Source organism: Sphingopyxis sp. USTB-05 (genome assembly GCF_023822045.1).
Classification (GTDB): Bacteria; Pseudomonadota; Alphaproteobacteria; order Sphingomonadales; family Sphingomonadaceae; genus Sphingopyxis.
This window is the reverse complement of the sequence record NZ_CP084712.1, coordinates 25,351-48,371: the sequence shown is the minus strand read 5'-3', so window position 1 is coordinate 48,371 and position 23,021 is coordinate 25,351. Positions and strand designations below refer to the sequence as shown.

General features: G+C 64.7%; 22 protein-coding genes. 7 read left to right on the top strand and 15 right to left on the bottom strand.

Features of this window, described 5'->3' with window-relative positions; translation table 11 throughout:
- Positions 1-17 precede the first annotated feature (17 nt).
- Positions 18-878: a helix-turn-helix domain-containing protein gene (locus tag KEC45_RS00205; RefSeq protein ID WP_252171301.1), complete on the bottom strand. Its 861-nt coding sequence runs from the start codon at positions 876-878 to the stop codon at positions 18-20.
- A 121-nt stretch (positions 879-999) separates the two neighbouring features.
- Here KEC45_RS00205 and KEC45_RS00200 point away from each other — a divergent pair, with 121 nt between their 5' ends.
- A complete protein-coding gene (locus KEC45_RS00200) occupies positions 1,000-1,773 on the top strand; it encodes an SDR family oxidoreductase (RefSeq protein ID WP_252171300.1) in 774 nt (257 codons plus the stop codon).
- 137 nt (positions 1,774-1,910) lie between these two features.
- Positions 1,911-3,107, top strand: a complete 1,197-nt coding sequence (locus KEC45_RS00195) for a low temperature requirement protein A (RefSeq protein WP_062185295.1) — start codon at positions 1,911-1,913, stop codon at positions 3,105-3,107.
- A gap of 37 nt (positions 3,108-3,144) precedes the next feature.
- Here the strand turns inward: KEC45_RS00195 and KEC45_RS00190 are convergent, their stop codons facing one another.
- The 9 genes from KEC45_RS00190 to KEC45_RS00150 all read right to left on the bottom strand — a co-directional run bounded on the left by KEC45_RS00190 (position 3,145) and on the right by KEC45_RS00150 (position 13,488).
- On the bottom strand, positions 3,145-3,627 hold the full coding sequence (locus KEC45_RS00190; RefSeq protein ID WP_152682478.1) for a hypothetical protein: 483 nt from the start codon (positions 3,625-3,627) through the stop codon (positions 3,145-3,147).
- Between the two features lie 76 nt (positions 3,628-3,703).
- A complete protein-coding gene (locus KEC45_RS00185; protein ID WP_062185301.1) occupies positions 3,704-4,741 on the bottom strand; it encodes a hypothetical protein in 1,038 nt (345 codons plus the stop codon).
- Between the two features lie 170 nt (positions 4,742-4,911).
- A complete protein-coding gene (locus KEC45_RS00180; protein ID WP_062185303.1) occupies positions 4,912-7,377 on the bottom strand; it encodes an AMP-binding protein in 2,466 nt (821 codons plus the stop codon).
- Between the two features lie 386 nt (positions 7,378-7,763).
- Positions 7,764-8,309, bottom strand: coding sequence for an rRNA large subunit pseudouridine synthase E (locus KEC45_RS00175; protein WP_252171299.1), 546 nt, complete (start codon positions 8,307-8,309; stop codon positions 7,764-7,766).
- A gap of 114 nt (positions 8,310-8,423) precedes the next feature.
- Positions 8,424-10,256, bottom strand: coding sequence for a translational GTPase TypA (typA, locus tag KEC45_RS00170; protein WP_062185309.1), 1,833 nt, complete (start codon positions 10,254-10,256; stop codon positions 8,424-8,426).
- Between the two features lie 113 nt (positions 10,257-10,369).
- Positions 10,370-10,981 carry a D-Ala-D-Ala carboxypeptidase family metallohydrolase gene (locus KEC45_RS00165; protein WP_062185313.1) on the bottom strand — a complete coding sequence of 204 codons (612 nt, stop codon included), beginning with the start codon at positions 10,979-10,981 and terminating at the stop codon, positions 10,370-10,372.
- Positions 10,978-11,784: a hypothetical protein gene (locus KEC45_RS00160; RefSeq protein ID WP_062185316.1), complete on the bottom strand. Its 807-nt coding sequence runs from the start codon at positions 11,782-11,784 to the stop codon at positions 10,978-10,980. Before KEC45_RS00160 ends, KEC45_RS00165 begins: the two co-directional genes overlap by 4 nt.
- A gap of 68 nt (positions 11,785-11,852) precedes the next feature.
- The gene (locus KEC45_RS00155; protein WP_062185319.1) at positions 11,853-12,773 is read right to left on the bottom strand and encodes a lipopolysaccharide assembly protein LapB; all 921 of its coding nucleotides are present in this window, start codon (positions 12,771-12,773) and stop codon (positions 11,853-11,855) included.
- 64 nt (positions 12,774-12,837) lie between these two features.
- Positions 12,838-13,488: a 5'-methylthioadenosine/S-adenosylhomocysteine nucleosidase gene (locus KEC45_RS00150; RefSeq protein ID WP_062185322.1), complete on the bottom strand. Its 651-nt coding sequence runs from the start codon at positions 13,486-13,488 to the stop codon at positions 12,838-12,840.
- On the opposite strand from KEC45_RS00150, the gene KEC45_RS00145 reads away from it, so the two are divergent.
- From KEC45_RS00145 to KEC45_RS00125, 5 genes are all read left to right on the top strand, one after another.
- Positions 13,487-14,521, top strand: a complete 1,035-nt coding sequence (locus KEC45_RS00145; RefSeq protein ID WP_238586758.1) for a bile acid:sodium symporter family protein — start codon at positions 13,487-13,489, stop codon at positions 14,519-14,521. The genes KEC45_RS00150 and KEC45_RS00145 overlap by 2 nt on opposite strands.
- Positions 14,522-14,572: 51 nt before the next feature.
- Positions 14,573-15,790 (top strand): toxic anion resistance protein, encoded by a 1,218-nt coding sequence (locus tag KEC45_RS00140; protein ID WP_062185324.1) that lies wholly within the window; start codon positions 14,573-14,575, stop codon positions 15,788-15,790.
- Between the two features lie 14 nt (positions 15,791-15,804).
- Entirely contained in the window at positions 15,805-16,518 is a 714-nt protein-coding gene (locus KEC45_RS00135; RefSeq protein WP_252171298.1) for a hypothetical protein, read from the top strand.
- Between the two features lie 54 nt (positions 16,519-16,572).
- Positions 16,573-17,199, top strand: a complete 627-nt coding sequence (locus KEC45_RS00130; RefSeq protein ID WP_062185329.1) for a YqiJ family protein — start codon at positions 16,573-16,575, stop codon at positions 17,197-17,199.
- 62 nt (positions 17,200-17,261) lie between these two features.
- Complete coding sequence (locus KEC45_RS00125; protein WP_252171297.1) at positions 17,262-18,974, top strand: flotillin family protein; 1,713 nt, start codon at positions 17,262-17,264, stop codon at positions 18,972-18,974.
- Between the two features lie 18 nt (positions 18,975-18,992).
- Here the strand turns inward: KEC45_RS00125 and KEC45_RS00120 are convergent, their stop codons facing one another.
- The 5 genes from KEC45_RS00120 to KEC45_RS00100 all read right to left on the bottom strand — a co-directional run bounded on the left by KEC45_RS00120 (position 18,993) and on the right by KEC45_RS00100 (position 22,949).
- Entirely contained in the window at positions 18,993-19,316 is a 324-nt protein-coding gene (locus tag KEC45_RS00120) for a hypothetical protein (protein WP_062185335.1), read from the bottom strand.
- A complete protein-coding gene (locus KEC45_RS00115) occupies positions 19,313-19,747 on the bottom strand; it encodes an RNA polymerase sigma factor (protein ID WP_193749207.1) in 435 nt (144 codons plus the stop codon). The genes KEC45_RS00120 and KEC45_RS00115 overlap by 4 nt, the downstream gene beginning before the upstream one ends.
- A gap of 97 nt (positions 19,748-19,844) precedes the next feature.
- A complete protein-coding gene (locus KEC45_RS00110) occupies positions 19,845-20,450 on the bottom strand; it encodes a hypothetical protein (protein ID WP_062185340.1) in 606 nt (201 codons plus the stop codon).
- 205 nt (positions 20,451-20,655) lie between these two features.
- Positions 20,656-22,059 carry an FAD/NAD(P)-binding protein gene (locus KEC45_RS00105; RefSeq protein WP_238586760.1) on the bottom strand — a complete coding sequence of 468 codons (1,404 nt, stop codon included), beginning with the start codon at positions 22,057-22,059 and terminating at the stop codon, positions 20,656-20,658.
- Complete coding sequence (locus KEC45_RS00100) at positions 22,056-22,949, bottom strand: TauD/TfdA family dioxygenase (RefSeq protein ID WP_062185343.1); 894 nt, start codon at positions 22,947-22,949, stop codon at positions 22,056-22,058. Before KEC45_RS00100 ends, KEC45_RS00105 begins: the two co-directional genes overlap by 4 nt.
- Positions 22,950-23,021 lie beyond the last annotated feature (72 nt).

Below are 23,021 nucleotides of genomic sequence, written 5' to 3'. Positions count from 1 at the left end.
GCGCCGAACCGCCCGCGCTATCGTGCTGCGGCACGATAGCGCGACGGCGGCACCCCGAAGCGCCGCGCAAAGGCGGTCGCGAAATGGCTCGGCGAGGCAAAGCCCGTCGCCAGCGCCACCTCGGTCACCGGCTCCGCGCCATACCATAGCAACCGCGCCGCCTCGTCGAGCCGCGCGCGCATTACATATTGCCAGGGCGACACACCGAACGCGTCGCGAAAGGCACCGGTGAAGCCCCGCTCATCCATTCCGACCAGCGCCGCGAACGCAGCAAGGCTATGCTCCGCATCGAGCTGCCCGCGGATCGCATCGACCAGCCGGTTGCGATCCGATGCCGACAACGCCCGCCGCATGGGCCGCGGATCGCGATGCCCATAGCGATGAAACAAATGCCGTTCGAGCGCATCACCGACCTCGTGCGACGCCATCCGCGCCAGATCATCATCCGCTTCGCGTACCAGCTCGAACAATCGCGCCGCCGCGTCGAAGAGAAACGGATCGCGATGCCGTACCCGCGCCACGAGCGGCGCGTCGGCCAGCAGCGCCGTCGGCACGCTCAGCTCGACAAACTCCGCCCGCTCCCCCTGTGCCAGCGCGGCATAGCGACACGCCGCAGGGATCATCCACACATCGCCGCGCGACGGCAGCACCGGCCCCGACGGCCCCACAGCGAACTCGCACTCCATCCGGTCGAGCCGGCCGCCAAGATGGACGACGATGACATGATGATCTTCCTCGAACGCCCAATCGGTCGGCGCTTCGAGATTTTCGGTGGCGGCGAGCACGCCAAGCTGGCCGATCTGCGCCTGATGCCGCGCGACGACGTCGCGCTCCGATCGCGGCCTGATACCATCCCAGACGGTTGCGGCTTCGGTCAATCACCCACCTTGCGAGCCCCCACGACTCGCCGAGACAATATTCGAAAACTGCGCCGGAATTTGAAAGCGGACAAGATCAAAGCGGCTTAGCCTTGGATAAACAACGACCAAGGAGACCAAAATGGCCGATCACCGCATCAAGGGTAAGACCGTCCTCATCGCCGGCGGCGGCAAGAATTTGGGCGGACTGATCGCGCGCGACCTTGCAGACCAGGGCGCAAAGGCGATCGCGATCCACTACAACAGTCCAGCATCGGCCGCCGAAACCGAAGCGACGCTGGCCGCGATCCGCGCGGCAGGTGCCGAGGCCGTCGCCTTTCAGGCCGACCTCACTTCGGCGGGCGCGATGGAAAAGCTGTTCGCCGACACGATCGCCGCGATCGGCCGCCCCGACATCGCGATCAACACCGTCGGCAAGGTGCTGAAAAAGCCCTTCACCGAAATCAGCGAAGCCGAATATGACGAGATGACCGCGGTCAATTCGAAGACCGCCTTCTTCTTCCTGAAAGAGGCGGGGAAACATGTGAACGACAATGGCAAGGTGTGCACGCTCGCTACCTCCTTGCTCGGCGCCTACACGCCTTTCTATGCCGCCTATGCAGGCACCAAGGCACCGGTCGAGCATTTCACCCGCGCCGCGTCGAAGGAGTTCGGGGCCCGGGGTATTTCAGTCACCGCGATTGGCCCCGGCCCCATGGATACTCCCTTTTTCTACCCTGCAGAGGGCGAGGATGCGCAGGCCTATCACAAGTCGGCCGCCGCGCTTTCGGGCTTCTCGAAGACCGGGCTCACCGACATCGAGGATATCGTGCCGTGGATCCGCCTGCTGGTGTCCGACGGCTGGTGGATGACCGGCCAGACGATCCTCGTCAACGGCGGCTACACGACCAAGTGACCCCTCCCCCGGCGGCCGTCCCTCCGGCCGCCGGACCTATCCCATGGGCCATCTTCCCTTGCCGCCGGGGCAGGGATATTCAGGCCGCGATCCATTCCGAAGGGGAATTTCATGCACGCCAGGCCGGTCACCGCGCAATGACGGCGAAGCGCCACGGCGCCTCCTCTGCCCGCCCGATGCTGCGCGACCGCGACGGTCATCACGCGCGCGTGACCTTCGAAGAATTATTCTTCGATCTCGTCTATGTCTTCGCGGTCACCCAGCTCAGCCACACGCTCCTCCACCACCTCAGCCTCGTCGGCGCGCTCGAAACGCTGATCCTCTGGTTCGCGGTGTGGCTCGGCTGGCAATATACCTGCTGGGTCACCAACTGGTTCGACCCCGAACATCCCCGGCTGCGTAGCTTTCTGTTCGTCCTGATGCTGCTCGCGCTGGTGATGTCCGCCGCAATTCCCGACGCGTTCGGCGACAAGGCGCTGGTCTTTGCCTGCTGTTATGTCGCGATCCAGCTCGGCCGCACGCTCTTCGTGATCTTCGCGCTCGACCGCTCGACCGCGCTTGCCGCGAATTACCGGCGCATGGCCGCGTGGTTCGCCATGTCGGGCTGCTTCTGGATCGCCGGAGCGCTCGCAGGACATGAGGCACGGCTGTTCCTGTGGGCCATCGCGGTCTTCCTCGAATATGTCGCGCCGATGACCGGCTTCGCCTTTCCCGGGCTCGGCCGATCGCGCACGAGCGACTGGACGATCGAAGGCGGCCATTTGGCCGAGCGCTGTCAGTTGTTCGTCATCGTCGCGCTCGGCGAAACCTTGCTCGCGACCGGCGCGACGCTCGCGCGCGGCGAAAGCTGGAGCGGTCCGCTCCTCTCGGCGCTCGGGGCGACCTTCCTCGGCACGCTCGCGCTCTGGTGGCTCTATTTCGGCACCTCGAGCAAGGACGCGACGACAAAGATCACCACGTCCGACGACCCCGGCCGCATCGGCGCCTGGTTCAACTATGTCCACGCGATCCTCGTCGCGGGCATCATCGTCTGCGCGGTCGGCAACGATCTTGCGATGGAGCATCCGGGCGGCCACGCCAGCCTGCCGCAGGTACTGGTGATCGCCGCCGGGCCGATCCTCTATTTGGCCGGCAGCGCGATCTATCGCCGCGTCGTTTATGGCCGCATCCCGGCGTCGCACCTCGCGGGGATCGTCGCGGCGCTCGCCCTCGCTCCCATCGGGCTGAACGCCGACCTGCTCACCATGGGGTGGCTCACGACATTGCTTCTCGCCGCCGTCGCGATCTGGGAAAGCCGGACGCGGCGCGCGGCCCCGGCGATCGAGGGGCGCTAACCGCCAACGCGGCAGCGCCCGGCCGGGTCAGCCGCGCCTATTCACAGCAGCGATCGGGGTCGTCCGAGGCATCGAGCGCGACGAGCAGGCCGATCCCCGCCAGCAGCACGAGCCCGCCGACGACGACCGCCGCGGTCCCCACGTCGGACATGTGACGGCGCCCCTTCCCCGGCGTGGAGCCGCCGGGCGCATAGCGCTGTCCGCCGATCGAAAGCTGCGGGGCCGCCCCGCCCCCGGCAAAGCCGAACTCCAGCCCTTCGCCGATCCGCCATGCAGGCCCTTTGAGCCCCGCGCCGTCGCTCCGCTGCATCGGCGCGACGGTCAGCCCGGCACGAATTTTCCGGTTCTCGTCGCTGCGCGTTCCGCCGAGCGGGATGCGCAGCCGCGCGCCCACGAAGCCGCCCGTCGCGACCGGCCCCGCGCCGTTCAGATGCGCGGGCTCGCGGACCGTCTGCGCATGGAGAGGCGACGCGGCGCACGATAGCAGCGCGAGCGATGCGGCAATCGACTTCATGGTCATAAGATACCCTCCCTGTTCGCGCTTGATCGCCCGCAATTGAGGCCGAAGAATGGCTGAAGTGTCGCGCGGAAAAAGCTTAGCCTTCCGCCGCTTTCGCCTTGCGCGCCTGCCGCCACGACGGTCGCTTCTTCACTTCGGCCACGCCGTCCGAAACCGCAGGCGTCAGCGGCATCGCCGGCACGCGCTCGCCGCGCGCCTCGGCCGCCTCGATCCACGCCAGATAGCCCTCAGGAATATCGTCCCCTGCGCTGACCCAGTCCGCCTCGCCCGCAAAGCGCTGCGCCGGCTCGGCATCGGCTGGGGGCCCTTCGTACATTTGCAGCGGCCCATGATAGGGTATGTCACCCTCGCAGAGCTGGACCAATTCCACGCCCGGATCGTCAATCTGCATCGCAACCGCCTCCTGCCCGCCCTGGTCGGCGGCGGCGATCAGCGCACGCTGGCGTTCGGCGAGCGCCAGCAGCGCCGCACCGATCTCGGCTTCTGCCCGCGCATCGAGCGCCGCCCCCTCGAACCCATCCAGCAGCGCCGCCGCCTCATCCTGCACCGCGGCCGGGTCGCCCGCGCCTGCCGCGCCGCCATGGATCACTGTCCGTACCGTCGTCGTCGAGGCCTCCGCCACCGCGGCCGCCGCCTCCGCGCCAACCTCGCCAGTCCCGGCAACGGCCCCGGCCCGTGTTGAAAAATAGTTGATCGTCGTCCGCTTGCCCCCCGCATCCTGCCCATAATGGCGAAGACAGAACATCAGCAGCGCGTCATTATGTTTGCGCCGAAACCCCATCAGCCTCTCGCCGACGAAGACCGGCACCAGATAGCCGTCGATGGCACGTTCGAACGCGATATCCTTCAGCCGCGCCACCCCGAAATCGAGCGCGGCCTCCCATGCCCGCCGAAAGCTTTCCGCGCCGGGCGCGCGGCGAAGCGTATAACAGTTCGCCTGCGCCATATTGACCATCGCGGCCGCCCGACTGACCGACCCGGTGTCGGCAAGCGCTGCGACAAACGCCCGCTGCCGCTCGGGCGTCCATCCATCGTGCCGATATTTGCGCGGCACCGGCGTAAATTCGGGAAGCGGCGCCCGATCTTCTGCTGCAATAGGTGTCCGGTTCTGCATGATAAGCCCTCCTGTCTGCCAAAACCGGACAGGATATGGCGGGGTAAAATATTGTAGGAAAGGGATTTGTTTATGATTTGTTCTCAATGAACCCGAGGCCCGTCGCGCCCGATATCATGCGCGGCGGCGGCTCGGCTATCCTGCTGCGGTCCATGTCGGCGATCGAGGCGTCAGTGCACCAGCAATCTATCTGGACCGCTCGGCGGGAGCCGGTCACGCTTCCAGTGCGCTCTCGCAAATGTGCGCACCCCTTGATCGGCCCAATTATATATCCGAGCGAAGACGATACCGAAGCCGATCGCGGCAAAAAGGGAAAACCATGGCATCGGCCCGTGGAATAGCCGAATGACCAGCGACTTCACCTGATAGTGGCTGAGATACATGAACATCGACGAAGCGGCGATCTCCGCAACGATCGTTTTTACCCAGGCCGGAACCGATATCTCGGGCACAAAGAGCAATAGCGCTACCCCGCCCGTTATATAGGCGCTCGCCGAAGTGAGGCCGTGGTGCTCGACGACAGCCGCGGTCACGACCACCATGGCAAAAACACGATCCCGCAGATCGCGCACGCTGGCTATCAGCATGCCGGCGCCAACCGTCCATAGATACCAGATCGGGGTGCGGTGGTAGAGATAGTTCGTGTCCCAGACCCTCTCGACCTGCCAGCTTATAATGATGGCAATGATCATGAGGGCCGTGGAACTACCCATCGGATGACTTCGGAACAATTCCCGCACCTTCGGAATCGCCAGCAGCGCTGCGACGATCAGGAGCAACTGCATGTAGATTTCGGCGAAATAATAATATGCGACGTGATATTGTTCGGGGTCGAACCAGTTGGATATCAATAGCGGCGGCTTCGGTTCGAAAGTCCTGGCCCAAAGCTGCATGGCGACGACGACCATGAATGTCGGGATGGCGACCCGCACGATGGTTCCGAAAATTGTGCTGACGTTCCCGGTACGGCTGATTTCCGGCCACTGGAAGCGCATGACGCTATATCCGCACAGCATGAACAGGAAATATGCTGCGCCCCAGTTCTTGCTGTAGACAAAGGTATCCAGATGCAGCGCAACGATACAGATCATGAAGAATGCGCGCGTCAACGTGGCGGATTCCAGCCGGCGCCAGCTATTCGCGCGAACCGGGGTCCTGCACTGTTCCAGCTGCGCGACCGTCAGCGCTTCCCATCCGCTGGGTAGCGGACCAAAACGTTCCTCAAATCGAAGCGAGAAGTGGATATAGCTGAGCGAATCCCCACCCATGGTTTCAAAGCTGTCTTCCGGTCCGACATTCCTGCCGGGGAAAAACTGCCGAAAAAATGCCTGCACATTGTCGGGTATAGGCGCGGCGGCGTGATCGACATCGGGATCGGCTGCGGCCGCCTCGTTCGCCTGGACAAATTCTTCGGTAAGGCTGCGCCGCAACGGTTTGCCGGTTGCCGTCCGTGGAAGCGCCGGCATCACCCTGACGTGCAGGGCGTCTCCAGCGTTCACTCCCATTTCTTTCAGGGCTTTGGCCGCAACGGAATGAAGCCGGTCGGCCGCGAGATCCATCGACTCGGCCGCTACCAGGACCCCTTCTCCGCGAAGGGCGTCGGGTACTTTCGCCACGACGACCTTGCCGCCCAGGCCAAGGCGCTCGGCAATCCGCAATTCGAGCAGGTCCGGGTTGATCTTCACGCCGCCGGTGTTGATCAGATCGTCCGCCCGGCCGTCATAATAGAGATAGCCGTCCTTGATGTGGCCCAGATCGCTGGTTTCCAACCAGCCATCGCGACCGACCAGGTCCGCGAGTTCATCCGCATCGAAGCGCCAGCGGGCGACATGCGGCCCCCGAATCCGGATCCGGCCCGCCGTGGTTATCCCGACCTCGGTCGCGCCAACCGCTTTCCCGACGGATTCAAGATATTCGTCGGGGACCTCCGAGATACGCAGGAAGCTACTGCGGGATGCTTCCGTCAAGCCGTAGTGCTGAACGATCCGGGCATTGGGAAAAAGGTCGCGAACCGCACGTTTCTCTGCGCCCGACATGAATTGCGAACCGATTTCCATCCAGCGCAGCTTCTTGCCGGCATCGCCGATGACATCCGGCGCATTCAGTATAATTCGCAGAAGCGTGGGCACCGCAGAGAGCGAATTGACCTCTCCCGACTGGAGCATGCGAGAAAGTTCGAGGGGATCGAAGCCGCGCGGCGGCAGATAGGCGTGACCGCCGACCGCGCTGATCGCACGAATCCGGCCCATGCCGAAACTATAGGTCGCCGGCACACCGACATATTCGCGGACCTCTGGCGTCAGATCCATCTGATCAATGATCCGGTCCGCCGCATCGGCCAAGTTCGAATAGGTCAGGACGATGCCTTTGGGCTTGCCCTCCGTCCCCGAGGTATAGGTGACCTGCGCCGGTCGATCGTCGCGGATCAGGGGGTGCCGCTCGGTGAACCAGCCAGTTTCCGCATCGGGAATGATGCACCGGTCGATGTCCATCCCGGTCAGGGTCCGCGCGAAGGCCTCGTCGGACACAATGACCAGCGGCTGTCGAGCCTCATTTAGCGCAAACAGATTCTCGATGAATGACAGCGAGTTTCGCGCAACTATCGCGGAGGCCGTTAACTTCGGATCTCTCACCATGCAAACCCTGTACTGACTGCCGAATAGGCGCTTCGACTGAACATGGCACGGAGCGCGCGCCGAAAACGAAGCGCCCCCCAAGCGAGTCTCCATTATGCCAGTGAATGGGGGCCGAAGGTGCTTGGTGAATTCATTTCCGATTTTTCTGAAGGCCATAATCGGCATAATCGACGCAAATCAGGGCAGTTCACCCTTGCCGGCATGGCGCGCAGCGACGTCGAAGCATCCGGCGCGACGAGAGGGTAATGCCCGAGTCTGTGCAGCGCGCGGCACCCTCTCGATTGTCTCCGCAGCCACGAAGCGGGCCGGCGTCAGCAGGCTCAGTATCTGGCAGCTCGGATGGTCGCCGCCGCACTTACACCCATAAGGCCGCTGGGCTGGGCCATTCACCCAATCGCGCGCCAAGCCCCTACCGCCAGATCCCCAATCTCCCACTCCCCGATACGCCAGCGGACCAGCCGCAACGTGGGGAAACCGACTGCGGCAGTCATGCGGCGGACCTGGCGGTTGCGACCTTCGGTAATCGTCAGTTCGATCCAGCAATCGGGCACGCTCTTGCGGTATCGCACCGGCGGGTCGCGATCCCACAATGTCGGCGGATCGATGCGGCGGACGGTCGCGGGGCGCGTCGGGCCGTCGTTGAGTGTGACGCCGCGGCTGAGCGCCTCTAGCGCGGCGGCATCGGGTTCGCCCTCGACCTGCACCAAATAGGTCTTCGGCATCTTGTGCTTCGGCGATGAAATGCGCGCCTGCAACGCTCCGTCGTCGGTCAGGATCAGCAGGCCTTCGCTATCCCGGTCGAGCCGCCCGGCCGGATAGGCGCCGGGGACATCGATATAGTCGGACAGCGTCGCGCGCGCCTCGGGCGTGCCGTGATCGGTGAATTGCGACAGGACGCCATATGGTTTGTTGAACAGGATCAGCCGTCCCAAACTTGCGTCCTCCTGGATGGCGGCAAATCCATTGTAACCGCTCGCGTCGGTGCGAACGGGAAATGGAGCCGAACAAAGAAAAACCGGCGGCCGATAGGGCCGCCGGTCTGTTTCTTACGCCGCTTCCTTCTTGCGCGACGCCTTCTTGCGCTCGTGCGGATCGAGCAGCGCCTTGCGGATGCGGATATTCTTCGGCGTCACCTCGACCATCTCGTCGTCGTCGATATAGGCGATCGCCTGCTCCAGCGTCATGCGGCGCGGCGGGGTCAGGCGGATCGCGTCGTCCTTGCCCGTCGAACGGAAGTTCGTGAGCTGCTTCGACTTCATCGGGTTGACCTCAAGGTCGTCGGGCTTCGCATTCTCGCCGATGATCATGCCCTCATACAGCGCCTCGCCGGGCGAGACGAACAGGATGCCGCGCTCTTCGAGCGGGCCGAGTGCATAGGCAACAGCTTCACCGTTGCCGTTCGAGATGAGGACGCCATTCTTGCGGCCCTCGATCTGGCCCTTGTGCGGGCCATATTTCTCGAACAGGCGGTTCATGATTCCGGTGCCGCGCGTGTCGGACAGGAATTCGCCATGATAACCGATCAGGCCGCGCGAGGGGCCGCTGAAGGTAATACGCGTCTTGCCGCCGCCCGACGGACGCATGTCGGTCAGGTCGGCCTTGCGGATCTGCATCTTCTCGACAACCGTGCCGCTATGCTCGTCATCGACGTCGATGACGACCGTTTCATACGGTTCGGTGCGCTTGCCGGCCTCATCCTCGCCATAGAGGACCTTCGGGCGGCTGATGCCGAGTTCGAAGCCTTCGCGGCGCATCGTTTCGATAAGCACGCCAAGCTGAAGCTCACCGCGGCCCGCAACGTCGAAGCTGTCCTTGTCGGCGCTCTCGGTGATGCGGATCGCGACATTGGTTTCGGCTTCGCGCAGCAGGCGGTCGCGGATCATGCGGCTCGTGACCTTGCTGCCTTCGCGGCCGGCCATCGGGCTGTCGTTCACCGCAAAGCGCATCGACAGCGTCGGCGGATCGATCGGCTGCGCGGCGATCGGCTCGCTGACGCTCGTGTCGGCGATCGTGTTGGCGACGGTCGCCTGCGCGAGGCCCGCGATCGCGACGATGTCGCCCGCCTTGGCTTCTTCGACCGGAACGCGGTCGAGCCCGCGGAACGCGAGCAGCTTCGACGCACGGCCGGTTTCGATGACCTTACCGTCCATGTCGAGCGCGTGGATCGGCTGGTTGACCTTCACCGTGCCCGACTGGACGCGACCGGTCAGGATGCGGCCGATGAAATTGTCACGGTCGAGCAAGGTCGCGAGGAAGGTGAAAGGCGCGTCTTCGTCAAGGCCCGGGGTCGGGACATGGCTGACGATCGTCTTGAACAGCGGCTCCAGCGTGCCCTCGCGCGCTTCCGGGCTTTCGGAGGCATAGCCGCCGCGACCCGAGGCATAAAGGATCGGGAAGTCGAGCTGTTCGTCATTGGCTTCGAGCGCGAGGAAGAGTTCGAACACTTCGTCGAGCACTTCGGCGGCGCGCGCGTCGCTGCGGTCGATCTTGTTGACGACGACGATCGGCTTCAGGCCGAGCGCCAGCGCCTTGCCGGTCACGAACTTGGTCTGCGGCATCGGGCCTTCGGCGGCGTCGACGAGCAGGATGACGCCGTCGACCATGCTGAGAATGCGCTCGACTTCACCACCGAAGTCAGCGTGGCCCGGGGTGTCGACGATGTTGATGCGCGTCTGATCGGCACCTTCGCCCCATTCGACCGAGGTACACTTCGCAAGGATGGTGATCCCGCGTTCCTTTTCGAGATCGTTCGAGTCCATCGCGCGCTCCTCGACGCGCTGGTTGTCGCGAAAGGTGCCCGACTGGCGGAACAGCTGGTCGACGAGAGTCGTCTTGCCATGGTCGACGTGTGCGATAATCGCAATATTGCGCAAAGACATGCGTAGAAAGCCTTGATGGAAGGGGGCAGCGCGCGGAGCGCCGCGAAACGCCGCGCCCCTAACAGAAGTGGTGCTGCGGCGCAACATGATTGCCCGCCACGAAATTCCCGATGTCAGGCACAGGGCGACGAGATGGCGCGATAATCGGCGCCCCAACGCCGGAAACCCGACGTATCGACATGAAAGCGTGTCGCGGCATAGATACCGAGCCCGACGCGTTTTGCGGCGCCGGTGCGCGCATGAAGCGGACAGAGCTTTGCAATAAGAGCGGCCCGATCGAGCTTGCGCTCCGGCATCAGGTCGAGCGCAGCGAAGCGGAGGTGACGGCTCGCCTTCGCACCCCTGAAGCAGCGATTTGCAACCGGATCGCGGTAGCCCGAAACCACCCGCACCGGCCCGACGGCCGGAACTACTTCATCGCGGATATAGCGCAGCGTCGGCACCATCGCGGGCCACATCGACCGCGGCGGAACCGCAAAAGGCTGCGCGTTCGGACAGCGGCGCCAGCGCGCGTCGCTCCGCAATATGTCGCCGAGCGGCAGCACCTCGCCAACGCCCTCGCGGGCGAGATAGGCCTCGATCGCGGCGAGCTCGTGCTTCGCCTTTCCCGCGCCCCAGCCCGCGAACAGATCGCCGTCGGTCACGCGAAAGCTATGGCGGATTGGCGTCGCCAGCAGGAAGGTCAACGCGAGCGCGATCAGGCTAACGACGAGCCAACGCCTCATCGACGCGCCAGCGCTTCGCGAAGCTGCGCCGCGTCGTATAGCGACCGGCCTTCGCCCCGGCGCAGCTTCTGCACCAGTCCCTTGTCGAAGCCGACCTTCCAGCGCCGCAGAGCCGACAGGCCTCCATCTCCGTCGCCGAGCGCCTGCAACGCGCGCGATGCCGACAGGAGTTCGAGGCGGCGCGCCGGATAGCGCTCGGCGATCAGGCCGAGCTGGTGTCGCATCGAAGCGATCGACAGGAGAGTACCAGCATGATCGCCGCGATCGAGCATCAACGCCGCGCTTGCCATGCCGTCGTCGATGGCGCGCAGCTGGTCGTCGACGCTTCGCTCCATAGGGCTATCCGGATCGCATCGCCCGATCGCGCGAACATAGGTTGCGAGGGCATCGAGCATCGCGGGGGTTGGCTCCTCGCCACCGAATTCTTCGACGATCAGATTGCGGATAAAGGGTTCGAGCGCCCGGGCCTGCGCATCGCGCGATATCTTGCCAGGCATGGCGAGGTCGGGGATTTCAACCGGATCGAAGCGGCCGTTGCCGCGCGCGGCGCTGAAAAAGCTGTTCGTAACGTCAGCGGTCCCCGCGCCCGCCGACACGCCAAAGAGGAGGAAATGCGGATTGCCGCGGCCGTTGACGTGGCAGCTCGCACAGCTCAGCCCCGCCTTCGCTGCCTGCCCACCGAGCAGCGTCGGTGCCGCGAACAATGCGCGACCGCTGCGAACGCGCAGTCCTTCGCCCGCAAGGCACACCGATGGCTGTTTCGACAGGAGCGAATATTCGGCGCCCGGCTCTGTCCAACGCAATTGCTCGAACGCGGGCAGTGGATCGGCGCGCGTCGCGCCGAGACACAGGACCAGCGCGGCGAGCGCGATCAGCTGACGGATGACCGCCCCTCCGCGATCCAGCGGCGGAGCTCGTCGACCTCGTGGCAGCCGAAGCCGCAGATGCTCTCGAGCTTGGCGAGATGCGCCCTCGCCCCCGCGATGTCGCCACGTTCGAGCTTCAACTCGCCATAATATTCGAGCGCACCGCGATGCGATGGCGCGATGGCAAGCGCTTCGCGATAATAGGTTTCCGCCGCGTCATAGCGTTTCAGCTTCCTGTTCGCGAAGCCCAGATAGGTGAGCACATCGGGGTGCGGCCCCGCTGCCCACAGCGCCGTATCGAGCTTCGCGATCGCGGCTTCATAATGATGCTCATTGATCAGGCTGACGGCGGCAACATAGGTCGCGTCGAGCGTTGCGGCCGAAGCCAGCCGCACCTCCGGCTCGACCGCATTTTGCGCCTGCGGCCCCGCGGCGACGGCCGCCTCCAGTTTGGCGATCGCGTCAGTGAGCTTCGCCGAATCGGCACACGTGGCCGCGCAGCCTTCCTGCATGGCTTTCAGCGCACCGAGCTGCTCGTCGGCTTTTTCGGCCTTGCCGAGCTTTGCCTGCGCGATGCCGAGATCGCGGCGCGCGTCGATCATCTTGTCGTCATAACGCAGCGCGGTTTCGAGCGGCTTCACCGCGCGCGAAAAATCGCCCTGCGCCATATAGCTCGCGCCGAGCAGATAATTAGCCTGCGGGTTCTTCGGCACCGCCGACACGACCTTTTTGAATGCTTTCGCTGCCTCGTCATATTTGCCCGAGGCGTAGGCGTCGGCGCCCTTCTGATAATCGACCGTCGGGTCGTAACTGCTCTGGCTCGGCGGAGCGCCGCTTCCGCCTCCGCCGCTGCCGGCCGCGAAGGCGATCGGCGCAATAAAAACCGCACAGGCGGCGAGTGTGGCGAACGAAGACCGGTAGCGCATCGCGAGTCTCTCCCTCGGTCGTTGCGGCGCCAGCGTATCACAAGCGCGGTGTGTGCGGAACGGTTCAGATCATTGCGATCAACCGCTCGACCTCGCGCGCCGCGGCCTCCGCCGCGCGGACGAGATTAGCGTGAAAATCGCCCGCGCTGTCATCGTTCGCTTCGTCGGTTACCGCCTTGATCGCTGCCCAGGGCTTGCCCAGCCGTGCCGCGATCTGCGCCACCGCGCCGACTTCCATGTCCACGAGCGTCGCGCCCAGGCTGGCGAGATCCGCCGCGGCATCGGGGCAAGCGACGAAGCTGTCGCCGCTCGCGATCCGCGCGTGCGGCAGACCGAGCCCCGGATCGGCCATCGCCGAAAAATGCGCCTCGCCCGCCTCGCCGATCGGCCATTCGCCCGCGCGGTAGCGACGGAAGAGGCCAGGCTGGCTGGCGCCATAGTCATGCTGCAACGCCTCCGCGATCCAGTAGGCGCCCGGCGCCGCACCGAGCGACCCGCAGGTGCCGGTCATCAGCAGCATATCGGCATCGCTCGCCAGCCCCCCCACACACAGCGCGGCGTTGACCTTGCCAAGCCCACAGGTCGCGATGGTGACATCGTGTCCGGCAACGACCCGCCGCCGTTCGGCGAACAGTCCGCCAACACGGTCGCCGGTGCCGGGAAACAGCGCATCACCCTCTTCGGGCAGCGCGGCGAGGATCAGGATACGGGTCATGCGGCCTCTCTATCGTGTCGCGCGCCCTTGCCAAGCGCGCGTCGTCCCGCCATCGCTGATCGCAATGCTGTCCCGCATCTTCCCCGACCGCTTCGTTCCCATATTGTTTGCGACGATTCTGCTCGCGAGCCTGCTGCCGGTGCACGGCGCGGCGGTGCCGATCGCGAGCGGGCTGTCGACCGCGGCGATCATCTTCCTTTTCTTCCTGAACGGCGTGCGCCTGCCGCGCGACGAAGTGCTGCACGGCATCCGAAACTGGAAGCTGCAGGGCAGCGCGCTTACTTTCTGCTTCGGCTTCATGGGGCTGCTCGGCCTCGCGGCGCAGGCGGCAACCGCGCCGCTGCTCCCCGCCACGCTCGCGCTCGGCTTTCTCTTCCTCGGCATCCTGCCTTCGACCGTCCAGTCGGCAACCGCCGCATCGAGCCTTGCGGGGGGCAATGTCGCGGCGAGCGTTGTCGCGGCGGCGCTGCTCAATCTCAGCGGGGTCGCTCTGTCGCCGCTGCTCTTTGCGCTGCTCGCAGGAGCAGAAGGCGAGATCCATGGCGAGGCGGTGCTTCGTATCGTGTCGATCCTGCTCCTGCCCTTCGTCGCGGGACAGCTCGTCCAGCGCTGGCTGCGTCCATGGGTGCTCGCGCATCGCGGCCTCGCCACCTTCATGGATCGCACCGCCATTGCCATCGCCGTATATGTCGCCTTTTCGGCGGCAGTGGTGGCGGGGATATGGAACCTGCTCGACGGGCGCGAGATTGCCATCGTGTTCGCAGCCGTCGCAGCGCTGCTCGCCTTCTCCTTCGGCGGTGCTTGGGCACTCGGCGGACTGCTGAAGCTCGCGCGCGCCGACCGGATCACGCTGCTATTTTCAGGCGCGCAAAAAAGCATCGCAGTCGGCGCTCCGCTTGCCGCGACGCTTTTCCCACCGGCCATCGCCGGCATGGTGCTTGTTCCGATCCTCGTCTATCACATGGCGCAACTGATCCTGTCCGCGTGGATCGCGCCATTGCTGCGGCCGGGACAAGGTGTGGTGCTTGAATAACACAGATGCGCATGCCATATAGGCATTGGCTTGGGGCTGGAAGGAAGACGAATGAGCGAAGAGAGTGCGACGGCGACCGCGACCGTTACCGACGAGCTGAAACTGACTCCGCCCGATCCCGTCCCGACGGTCGCCCCAGAAAAGGCCGCCGGCCTTGTCCCGCTGTCGACCGACCAGAAGTCGAAGCTCGGCGAACGCGTTGATGGTTTCATCGACGATCTTGTCGCGCAGGACGTCAATTCACCTGCCTTCGGCCAGAAGGTCGACCAGATCACCAACATGGGCCGCAAGGAAATGCTGGAAGCGGCGAGCCATTCGAACCGCTTCCTCGACAGGCCGATCCGCGCAATGGACCGCGACACCGACATCGGCCAGAACCTTATCGAACTGCGCACGACGGTGGAGCGGCTCGACCCGTCGGCGAACGGCAAGCTGATCTCGAAGCGCGGTTTTCTTGACAAAATCTTCGGCGGCAAGATCAACAATTATTTCGCGCAATATCGCAGCGCACAGACACATATCGGCGGAATCCTGACCGCGCTTGCCAATGGCAAGGACGAGTTGCTGATGGACAATGCAGCGATCGACGTCGAGCGCCGCAAGATGTGGGAGTCGATGGGCAAGCTGGAACAGATGGTCCACATCGCCCAGACGCTCGACGAGAAGCTCGAAGCCAAGGCAAACGAACTCGACGGCGTCGACCCCGCGAAGGCGAAGGTGCTGCGCGAGAATGCGCTTTTCTACGCGCGCCAACGGACGCAGGATTTGCTGACGCAGATGGCGGTGACGGTGCAGGGCTATCTCGCGCTCGACCTTGTGAAAAAGAACAACGTCGAGCTGGTGAAGGGCGTCGACCGCGCCTCGACCACCACCGTCGGCGCACTGAAAACCGCGATTACCGTCGCGCAGGCGATGACGAACCAGAAACTGGTGCTCGAACAGATCACCGCGTTGAACACCACCACCGCGAACATCATCGACGGCACGTCGAAGATGCTCAAGGACAATACCGCGCGCATCCACGAACAGGCGGCGTCGAGCACGATCCCGATGGAAACGCTGCAGCGCGCTTTTCAGAACATCTATGACACTATGGACGCGATCGACACCTTCAAGCTGAAGGCGCTCGACAGCATGAAGACGACTGTCACCACGCTCGAGGGCGAAGTCGCAAAGTCGAAGGGCTATATCGCGCGTGCCGAGGGCGCGAGCCAGGCGCAGGCCAGCGTCGGCGGCGCCGACAGTCCGCTCGCCGCGCTCGAAGGCTAAGGCAAAAGATGAGCATGAGCGAAGTCGACAAGATCCGCATTTCGGCCGCTTCGGCGATCGAACGGTCGCGCGAACGCCGCCGTCCGATCGGAACCAAGAGCGTCGCGCTGCGCCGCCAGCATCTCTACAAAAAACTGGGCCGTGTGCTGATCGCCGGCGGGATCGTGCTGATCGGGGCGGCGGTGTTCGGCGCGCTGATCCAGCCGCTCGGCTTCACCGGGCTGCTCGCGCTGTTCATCCTCCTGATCGGCGTCGCGGTGCTGTTCGGCCGCTCGCCCTTCCCCGAACCGCGCCAGGCTGACCTTCCCAAGACCGACCTCAAGCAGCTTGCGGGCCGCACCGAAATCTGGCTTGAGGCGCAGCGCCCCGCGCTCCCCGCTCCCGCACGCCAGCTCGTCGACGGTATCGGCGTCCAGCTCGATCTGCTCGCGCCGCAACTCCAGACGCTCGACGCATCGAGCCCCGCCGCGGCGAATATCCGCAAGCTCGTCGGCGAGGATCTGCCAGAACTCGTTGCTGGTTATCAGCGCATCCCCGCCGGCCTTCGCACCGAAGCGCATGCGGGCCGAACTCCCGACGAAACGCTCGTCGGCGGGCTCAAGACGCTCGAAAGCGAGATCGGCCATGCCGCGCGCAGTCTTGCCGCGGGCGAACTCGACAAACTCGCAACGCGCGAACGCTATCTCCAGCTCAAATATCAGGGACTTGAGGGCGAAGACCCGGCGTAAAACCGTCCGCGGCACCGCTTGCCAAGTGGAGCACGCACGGTCACATAGACACTGATGTTCGACCAGTTTCTTGCACCCGAAAATATCGTCTTCAGTTCGGCGCTTTTGCTGATGCTGTTGATAGGCGTCGTGCAGGCGATCGGGCTCGCGGGTGATATCGACGCCGACATGCACGGCGATACCGACGGCGACATCGGCTTTGCAGATACGCTACTCGCCTGGGCCGGGATTGGCCGCGTGCCGTTCCTGATGTGGCTGGTAATCTTTCTCGCACTCTTCGGTGCACTCGGGCTTGGGCTGCAACAACTGATGACCGCGCTAACCGGGGGACCGGGGACCAACCTGCTGATGGTACCCCTGACCGCCGTCGCTGCGCTCCCCGTCGCCGGCGGCGCGGCGCGCCTTGTCGCGCGCATTCTTCCCGGTCTCGAAACCACGGCGATCGAACGCGACGATTTGGTCGGGCTCTATGCCGAGATCAGCATCGGAACCGCCCGCGTCGGGCATCCTGCGCGCGCGCGCGTCACCGATCCACACGGACAGCCGCACCAGATCATGGTCGAGCCCGACAGCGCCGATCAGGTTTTCCAGACCGGCGAGAGCGTGCTGCTCGTAAAGCGCGAAGGCGATATATTCAAAGGCTTTACCCGAGGCGATTTCTATTTACCGCGGCTCGACTGACTCTAATATCCGTGCGGGGGCTTCCAATCACGGAGGCACGAATCGACAGCAACGGGTGGTCCATGATTGAAATTGCTATTTACGCCGGCATCGGGCTTGCCGCGCTCCTGATATTGGGATTGATTGTCACGCGGCTTTATCATCGCGCGACCAAGGAAATTGCGTTTGTCCGCACCGGATTTCGCGGCGAGCGCGTGATCATGAACGGCGGCGCGCTCGTCCTCCCCGTGCTCCACGAAACGATGCCGGTGAACATGAACACCGTGCGGCTTGCGGTCGAGCGCAAGAATGTCGACGCGCTGATCACGCTCGACCGCCTGCGCATTGACGTGAAGGCCGAATTCTACGTGCGCGTCCGGCCTGACGCCGGCTCGATCGCGATGGCCGCGCAGACGCTGGGCCTCCGCACGATGAACCCCGAGGCGCTCAAGGATCTGGTCGAAGGCAAGTTCGTCGACGCGCTGCGTTCGGTCGCTGCGGGCATGACGATGAACCAACTTCACGAACAGCGCGCCGATTTCGTCCAAAAGGTGCAGCAGGTCAGCTCGAACGACCTGTCGATGAACGGTCTTGAACTCGAATCTGTGTCGCTGACCGGGCTCGATCAGACGTCGATCGAGCATTTCAACGCCAACAACGCCTTCGACGCCGAGGGTCTGACCAAGCTGACGGAGCAGATCGAGCTGCGCAAGAAGGCGCGCAACGACATCGAACAGGACACCCGCGTCCAGATCGAGACGAAGAATTTGGAGGCCGACAAGCGCAGCTTCGAAATTTCGCGCGACAACGAGTTCGCTCGTCTCGAACAGGAACGCGAGGTCGAGATGCGCCGCGCGGCGCAGGCGGCCGAAATTGCGCGCGAACAGGCGCAGCGCAATCAAGAGGCCGACAATGCGCGCATTCAGGCGAAGCAACTCGTCGACGCCAAGCAGATCGAGGCGGACCGCGCGATCGAGGAAGCGCGCATCGCGCAGGAACAGGCCATCGAACTCGCCCGGCAGGAACAGCAGATCCTGATCCAGAACAAGAGCCGCGAGGAAAGTCAGGCGCGCGGCGAAGCCGACGCCGCGCGCGCCATCGCGGTTGCTGCTGAGGAACAGGTTGCCACCGCGCGCGAAACCGAGGTGGCCGAGCGTTCGAAGCGCATCGAATTGATTGAGGCCGCCAAGGAAGCCGAACGGCAGGCGATTTCGGTCAAGGTCGAGGCCGAGGCCGAAAAGGAAGCTGCAGTGAACCGTGCCGCGGCTCTCCGCCTCGAAGCCGAAGGCCAGGCCGAAGCCGAAAAGCTGCGCGCCGAGGCCGCGCGCATCCGTTTCGAGGTCGAGGCCGCGGGCCAACGCGCAATCAACGAGGCGGCGAACCTTCTGTCGTCGAACCAGATTTCGCTCCAGACCAAGATGGCGCTGCTCAAGGTGCTGCCCGAGGTCGTGCGCGAAGCCGCGAAGCCGATGGAAGCGATCGATTCGATCAAGATCATCCAGGTCGACGGGATCAACCAGAGCGGCGGCGGTGCCTCGACCAACGGCGCGAACGGCGATGGCGGCAACCTCGCCAGCAATGCGGTGTCGGCGGCGCTCGCTTATCGCGCGCAGGCGCCGGTGATCGATAGCCTGATGAAAGAACTCGGCTTCGACGGCGGATCGCTCGATGCCTTGGTCAAGGGCGCTGCGGCGCTCGATCCCGTCGCGCAGCCCGCGATCGCGGCGGCACCGCGCGGACGCAAGCCGCGTTCGGACGCGCCGCTCGCGAGCGAAGCCGAAGACAGCGACGCCTGATCGGGCGGCTGGCGCTAGTCAGGTCTGGCGCCAGCGCTGTGTCCCGAACCAAAGCAGAAGGATGAGCAGCAGAGGCGGCGCGAGGCCCCACTGGGTGCTACCGACGAGCGGGGCGAGCATCGGCGCCGACGACAGCAGCCACAGCGCTGCAAGCAGCGCACCGATCGCAAGCGCCTCGAACGCGAAGCTTCGCCAGAAGCGCCGGCGCGCCCGCGCATAGGCGGCCTGCGCGTCGATCGCGCGCTCGACGCCGATCGCAAAGCCGCGATCGCCCGGCCGCGCGGATGGCGCCAGCAGCGCAGCGAGCATCGCGTCGATGTTCTGATCGTTCGGGCTCGTCATGCGTCCGTTCCTTCGCCGATCATCTTCTGCGCCTTTGCGCGCCCGCGCAAGACGAGCGATTTGAGCGTCCCCAATGGCAAACCCATGATCGTGGCCGCCTCGCCGTGCGACCAGCCATGGCCAAAGCATAAGGTGAGCGCGGCTCGTTCCTGTGGAGACAACGCCCCGAGCAGCCGGTCGGCGTCGATCGCCGCATCACTCGCCGGGCGCGGGTCGGTCGCAGTCGCCCCCTCCTCGCCCGCCGCCAACGCATCGCGCCGCCGCGTGGTCCGCCGTTGGTCGAGGAATAGCCGCCAGCCGATCCCCATGATCCAGGCCGCGTAGCTCCCCTGCCCCCGATATTCGCCCGCGCGTTGCCAGGCGCGCACGAAAGCTTCCTGCGCCAGATCGTCGGCGTCGCATCCGGCAGCGCGGGACAGAAAGGCACGCAATCGCCCTTCGTGCCGCAGCACGAGGAGCTGAAAAGCTGCGCGATCTCCCCCGACGACACGCTGGTTGAGGGCCCAATCTTCTTCGGCGCATCCCTCATCACGCAGCGGTGCGCTCCTCGGCAGCCGCGGCGCGCGCAAGGCGGCGACGGACAAGGAGCGCGATGCCGACGAATATGGGGAAAAGCGCAGCGCCGGCCGAGGTCCGGATCAACTGCTCATGCCCCTGGATCAGCCCGAAACCGGCCATCGCAAGGCCGATGGCCAGCAACACGAGCGCGTTGCGGTCGTCTCCGCCGTTGGTGTTTTCTCTGCCGCTCTGCCAACCCAGATGTTCATAGGGCTTGTTGAGCTTGTCGATCAGCGGGCTGACCGCGTCCGATTTCGCGTCGAGCGCACGGCGGATCGAGCGATGCAGCATCCATGCATGGAGCAACCGTGCGAGCAGGAAAAAGCCGACGACGAACAACGCGACCATCGTGATATTTTCGAGCCAGCCGAAGAAATTGTTGCTGATTGCGACCAATTCGGTGGTTGGAGGCGGCGGCGGCAGGAACGACGCTATGTCACGCGGGTCGATATAGGCAGCGACGTCGGCCGGGCTGATCGATTGCGCCCCGGTAACGGGAACCGTCACCGTTGCCGCAGGCGCCGCCGCTGCGGGCGCGGCGGTGGCGACAGCGGCCGTCGTGATCATCAGGTCCATCGAAATCTCTCTCCTTCATGCCGCTATGGCATGGTGAAACCACAGGCGACGGCTCCCGGCAAGGCGGGGATGACCTGCACCGGGGAGCACATATCAACACCGCGGGGGCGCCGCCGCCCGGACTGGCGAAGGCCGGTCATGAACTGGACGGCACGATGGCTGCCATTGGATGCAGGAGAGAAAGTTTTTTCGGAGAGGGCGAGGCCTAAAGCCCTTCGCCGCCGGTCCAGTGCGCGTTGACGAGACGGCGCGCGAGCGCGCTGACCTGGTTGCGGATATCGGGCACCGCGACGACTTCCCACAAATCGCCGCGCGTCATCGGGCCGATTGCGAGAATATGCTCCGACGAACGCCCCGATGCATCGACGATATGCCCGTCGCGGTCGATATCGAGCCCCAGGCGGAGCGCATCGGGGCGGATACGCCGCGCACCGAGCAGGCGCTTCACCAGCGGGTCCGACGAACGCAGAAGATCGCCTTGCGGACCGGTGCAGTTGATCACCCGCGCGGCGCGCGTCGTTACCGGTTCCGCCTCACCGCGCGGCAGCCAAGCGACGGCCAGCGCGTCGGATTCGACCGCGACTTGCGCGATCTTGCCCGCGCGGAAATGGAGCTGCCCCGACGCGATCAGCGCATCGATCCGGTCGGCGACCTCGGGTGCGAGCCGGTGGCGATGAACATCCCAAAAAGGGCGAAGGTGGCGCAGAAAGCGCGCGCGCTTCTCCGCATCGGCGGCGGACCACATCATCTGTGTGATCGGACGGATCGAATCGACGACCAGTCGCCAGTCGCGATCCTTCGCCTCGTCGCGCGCCCAGCCCACCAGTTCGGAAAGATCGGGCGCAGGCTTGGCCAGCACCGGCTTGGGGCGCGGCAGGCCGTCGATATGGCGATGCGGGCGCAGGCCGCGCCGCGACAGCGCAGTGATCGGCCCTTCATGCCCGTGCGAAACGAGACGGAGGATGACGTCGATCGCAGTGAGCCCGGTGCCCACGACAAGCACCGGCGCCTGTTTGTCGAGCCCATCCTCGAAAGCGCTGGCCCACGGATCGCCGATGTAGCGATGCGACGGCAGATGCGCGCCCTCGATCGCGGGCGGGTCGTGCGGCGGCAGATTGCCGATCGCGAGCACCGCGCGGTCGGCTTCGATCAGCCCGCCGTTGACGAGCCCCAGCGTGACTTGCCCGCGCTTCTCCTCGATATCGAGCACCTCGTCATCGACGAGCTTCAGTCGCCGGCCATATTTCTCCATCGCCGCGCGCAGCGTTTCGCGCAGATAGCGGCCATAGGTTGCACGCGTCACGAATGCCGCCTCGCAGCCGAGCCCGCGCGCCGCCAGCCAATCGCAGAAATGGTCGGGACGGTCGGCAAAGGCGCTCATATTGCCCGCGCGGACGTTGAGCAGATGCGAGGTTTCGGTGCTGCTATAGGCGACCCCGGCGCCCATGCGGTGCCGGTCGCGCTCGATCAGCAACACTTCGACGTCGGGCTGTTCGAGCAGGTTGATCGCAAGCAACGTCCCCGAGAAGCCCGCGCCGACGATCGCGACGCGGGTCGCGGTGCGGAAGCGCGGACGCGGAGAATGAAGCTGCGCTTCGATCATCCTCATGATGTTACCACATCGCCGGAGACAGTCACACGTTCGAGTGCGCGATATTCGGGCCAGTAATCGCCGACCGCATAATGCTGGGTCGATCGATTGTCCCAGATGCCGATCGCATTCGGGGTCCAGCGGAAGCGCACCTGATATTCGGGCACCTTGATCCGGTCGAACAGCAGGCGGAGCAGGCTGTCGCTCTCTTCCTCGCTCACCCCGATGATGCGGCTGGTGAAGGTGTAATTGACGTAGAGGATCTTCTCGCCCGTTTCTGGGTGCGAGCGCACCACCGGGTGGCGCACCGGCGGGAAATCGCGCGCGAGTTGCGCCCTTTTTTCCTCGGTGACACGGCCGCCAAAGCTGCGGACGATGTCATGTTCGGCCTGGAGTCCCTCGATGCGGTCCTTCACGGGCTGCGGCAGCCCGGCGTAGGCGGCGACGGTGTCGGCCCACATCGTATCGCCGCCAAGCGGCGGCAGGTGTCGCGCGCGCAGGATCGACGCGATCGAAGGCCGCTCGCGGAAGGTCACGTCGGTGTGCCATTTGTTATACGCCTGGAAGGGTGCAAGCGTCTCGGCGGTGAGCTGGACGCCCTCAACGCCCTCGATCTTGAGGATTTCGGGATAGCCTTCGACCGAGGGGATCACCGGATGACCTTCGAGATCGCCGAACAATTCGCCAAGGCGGACGTGGCTTTCGTGGCTGATATTCTGATCGCGAAAGAAGATGACCTTGAAGCGCAGCCACGCGGCGCGAAGCAGGTCGGCCTCTTCGGAGGAGAGCGGTCGGTCGAGGTCGAGCCCGCTGATCTCTGCGCCGATCGTCGGGGTCGAAGGCGAAATCGACACGCCGAGCGATCGCGCGGTTTCGAACAGGTCGGGGGTGTTGAGCTGCGTGGCCATGAGCAGTCCTTTCGGTCGTTCGATTCGGAAATACGTCCCGGAACGGCGAAAGTAACTCAACTAATCTGATTG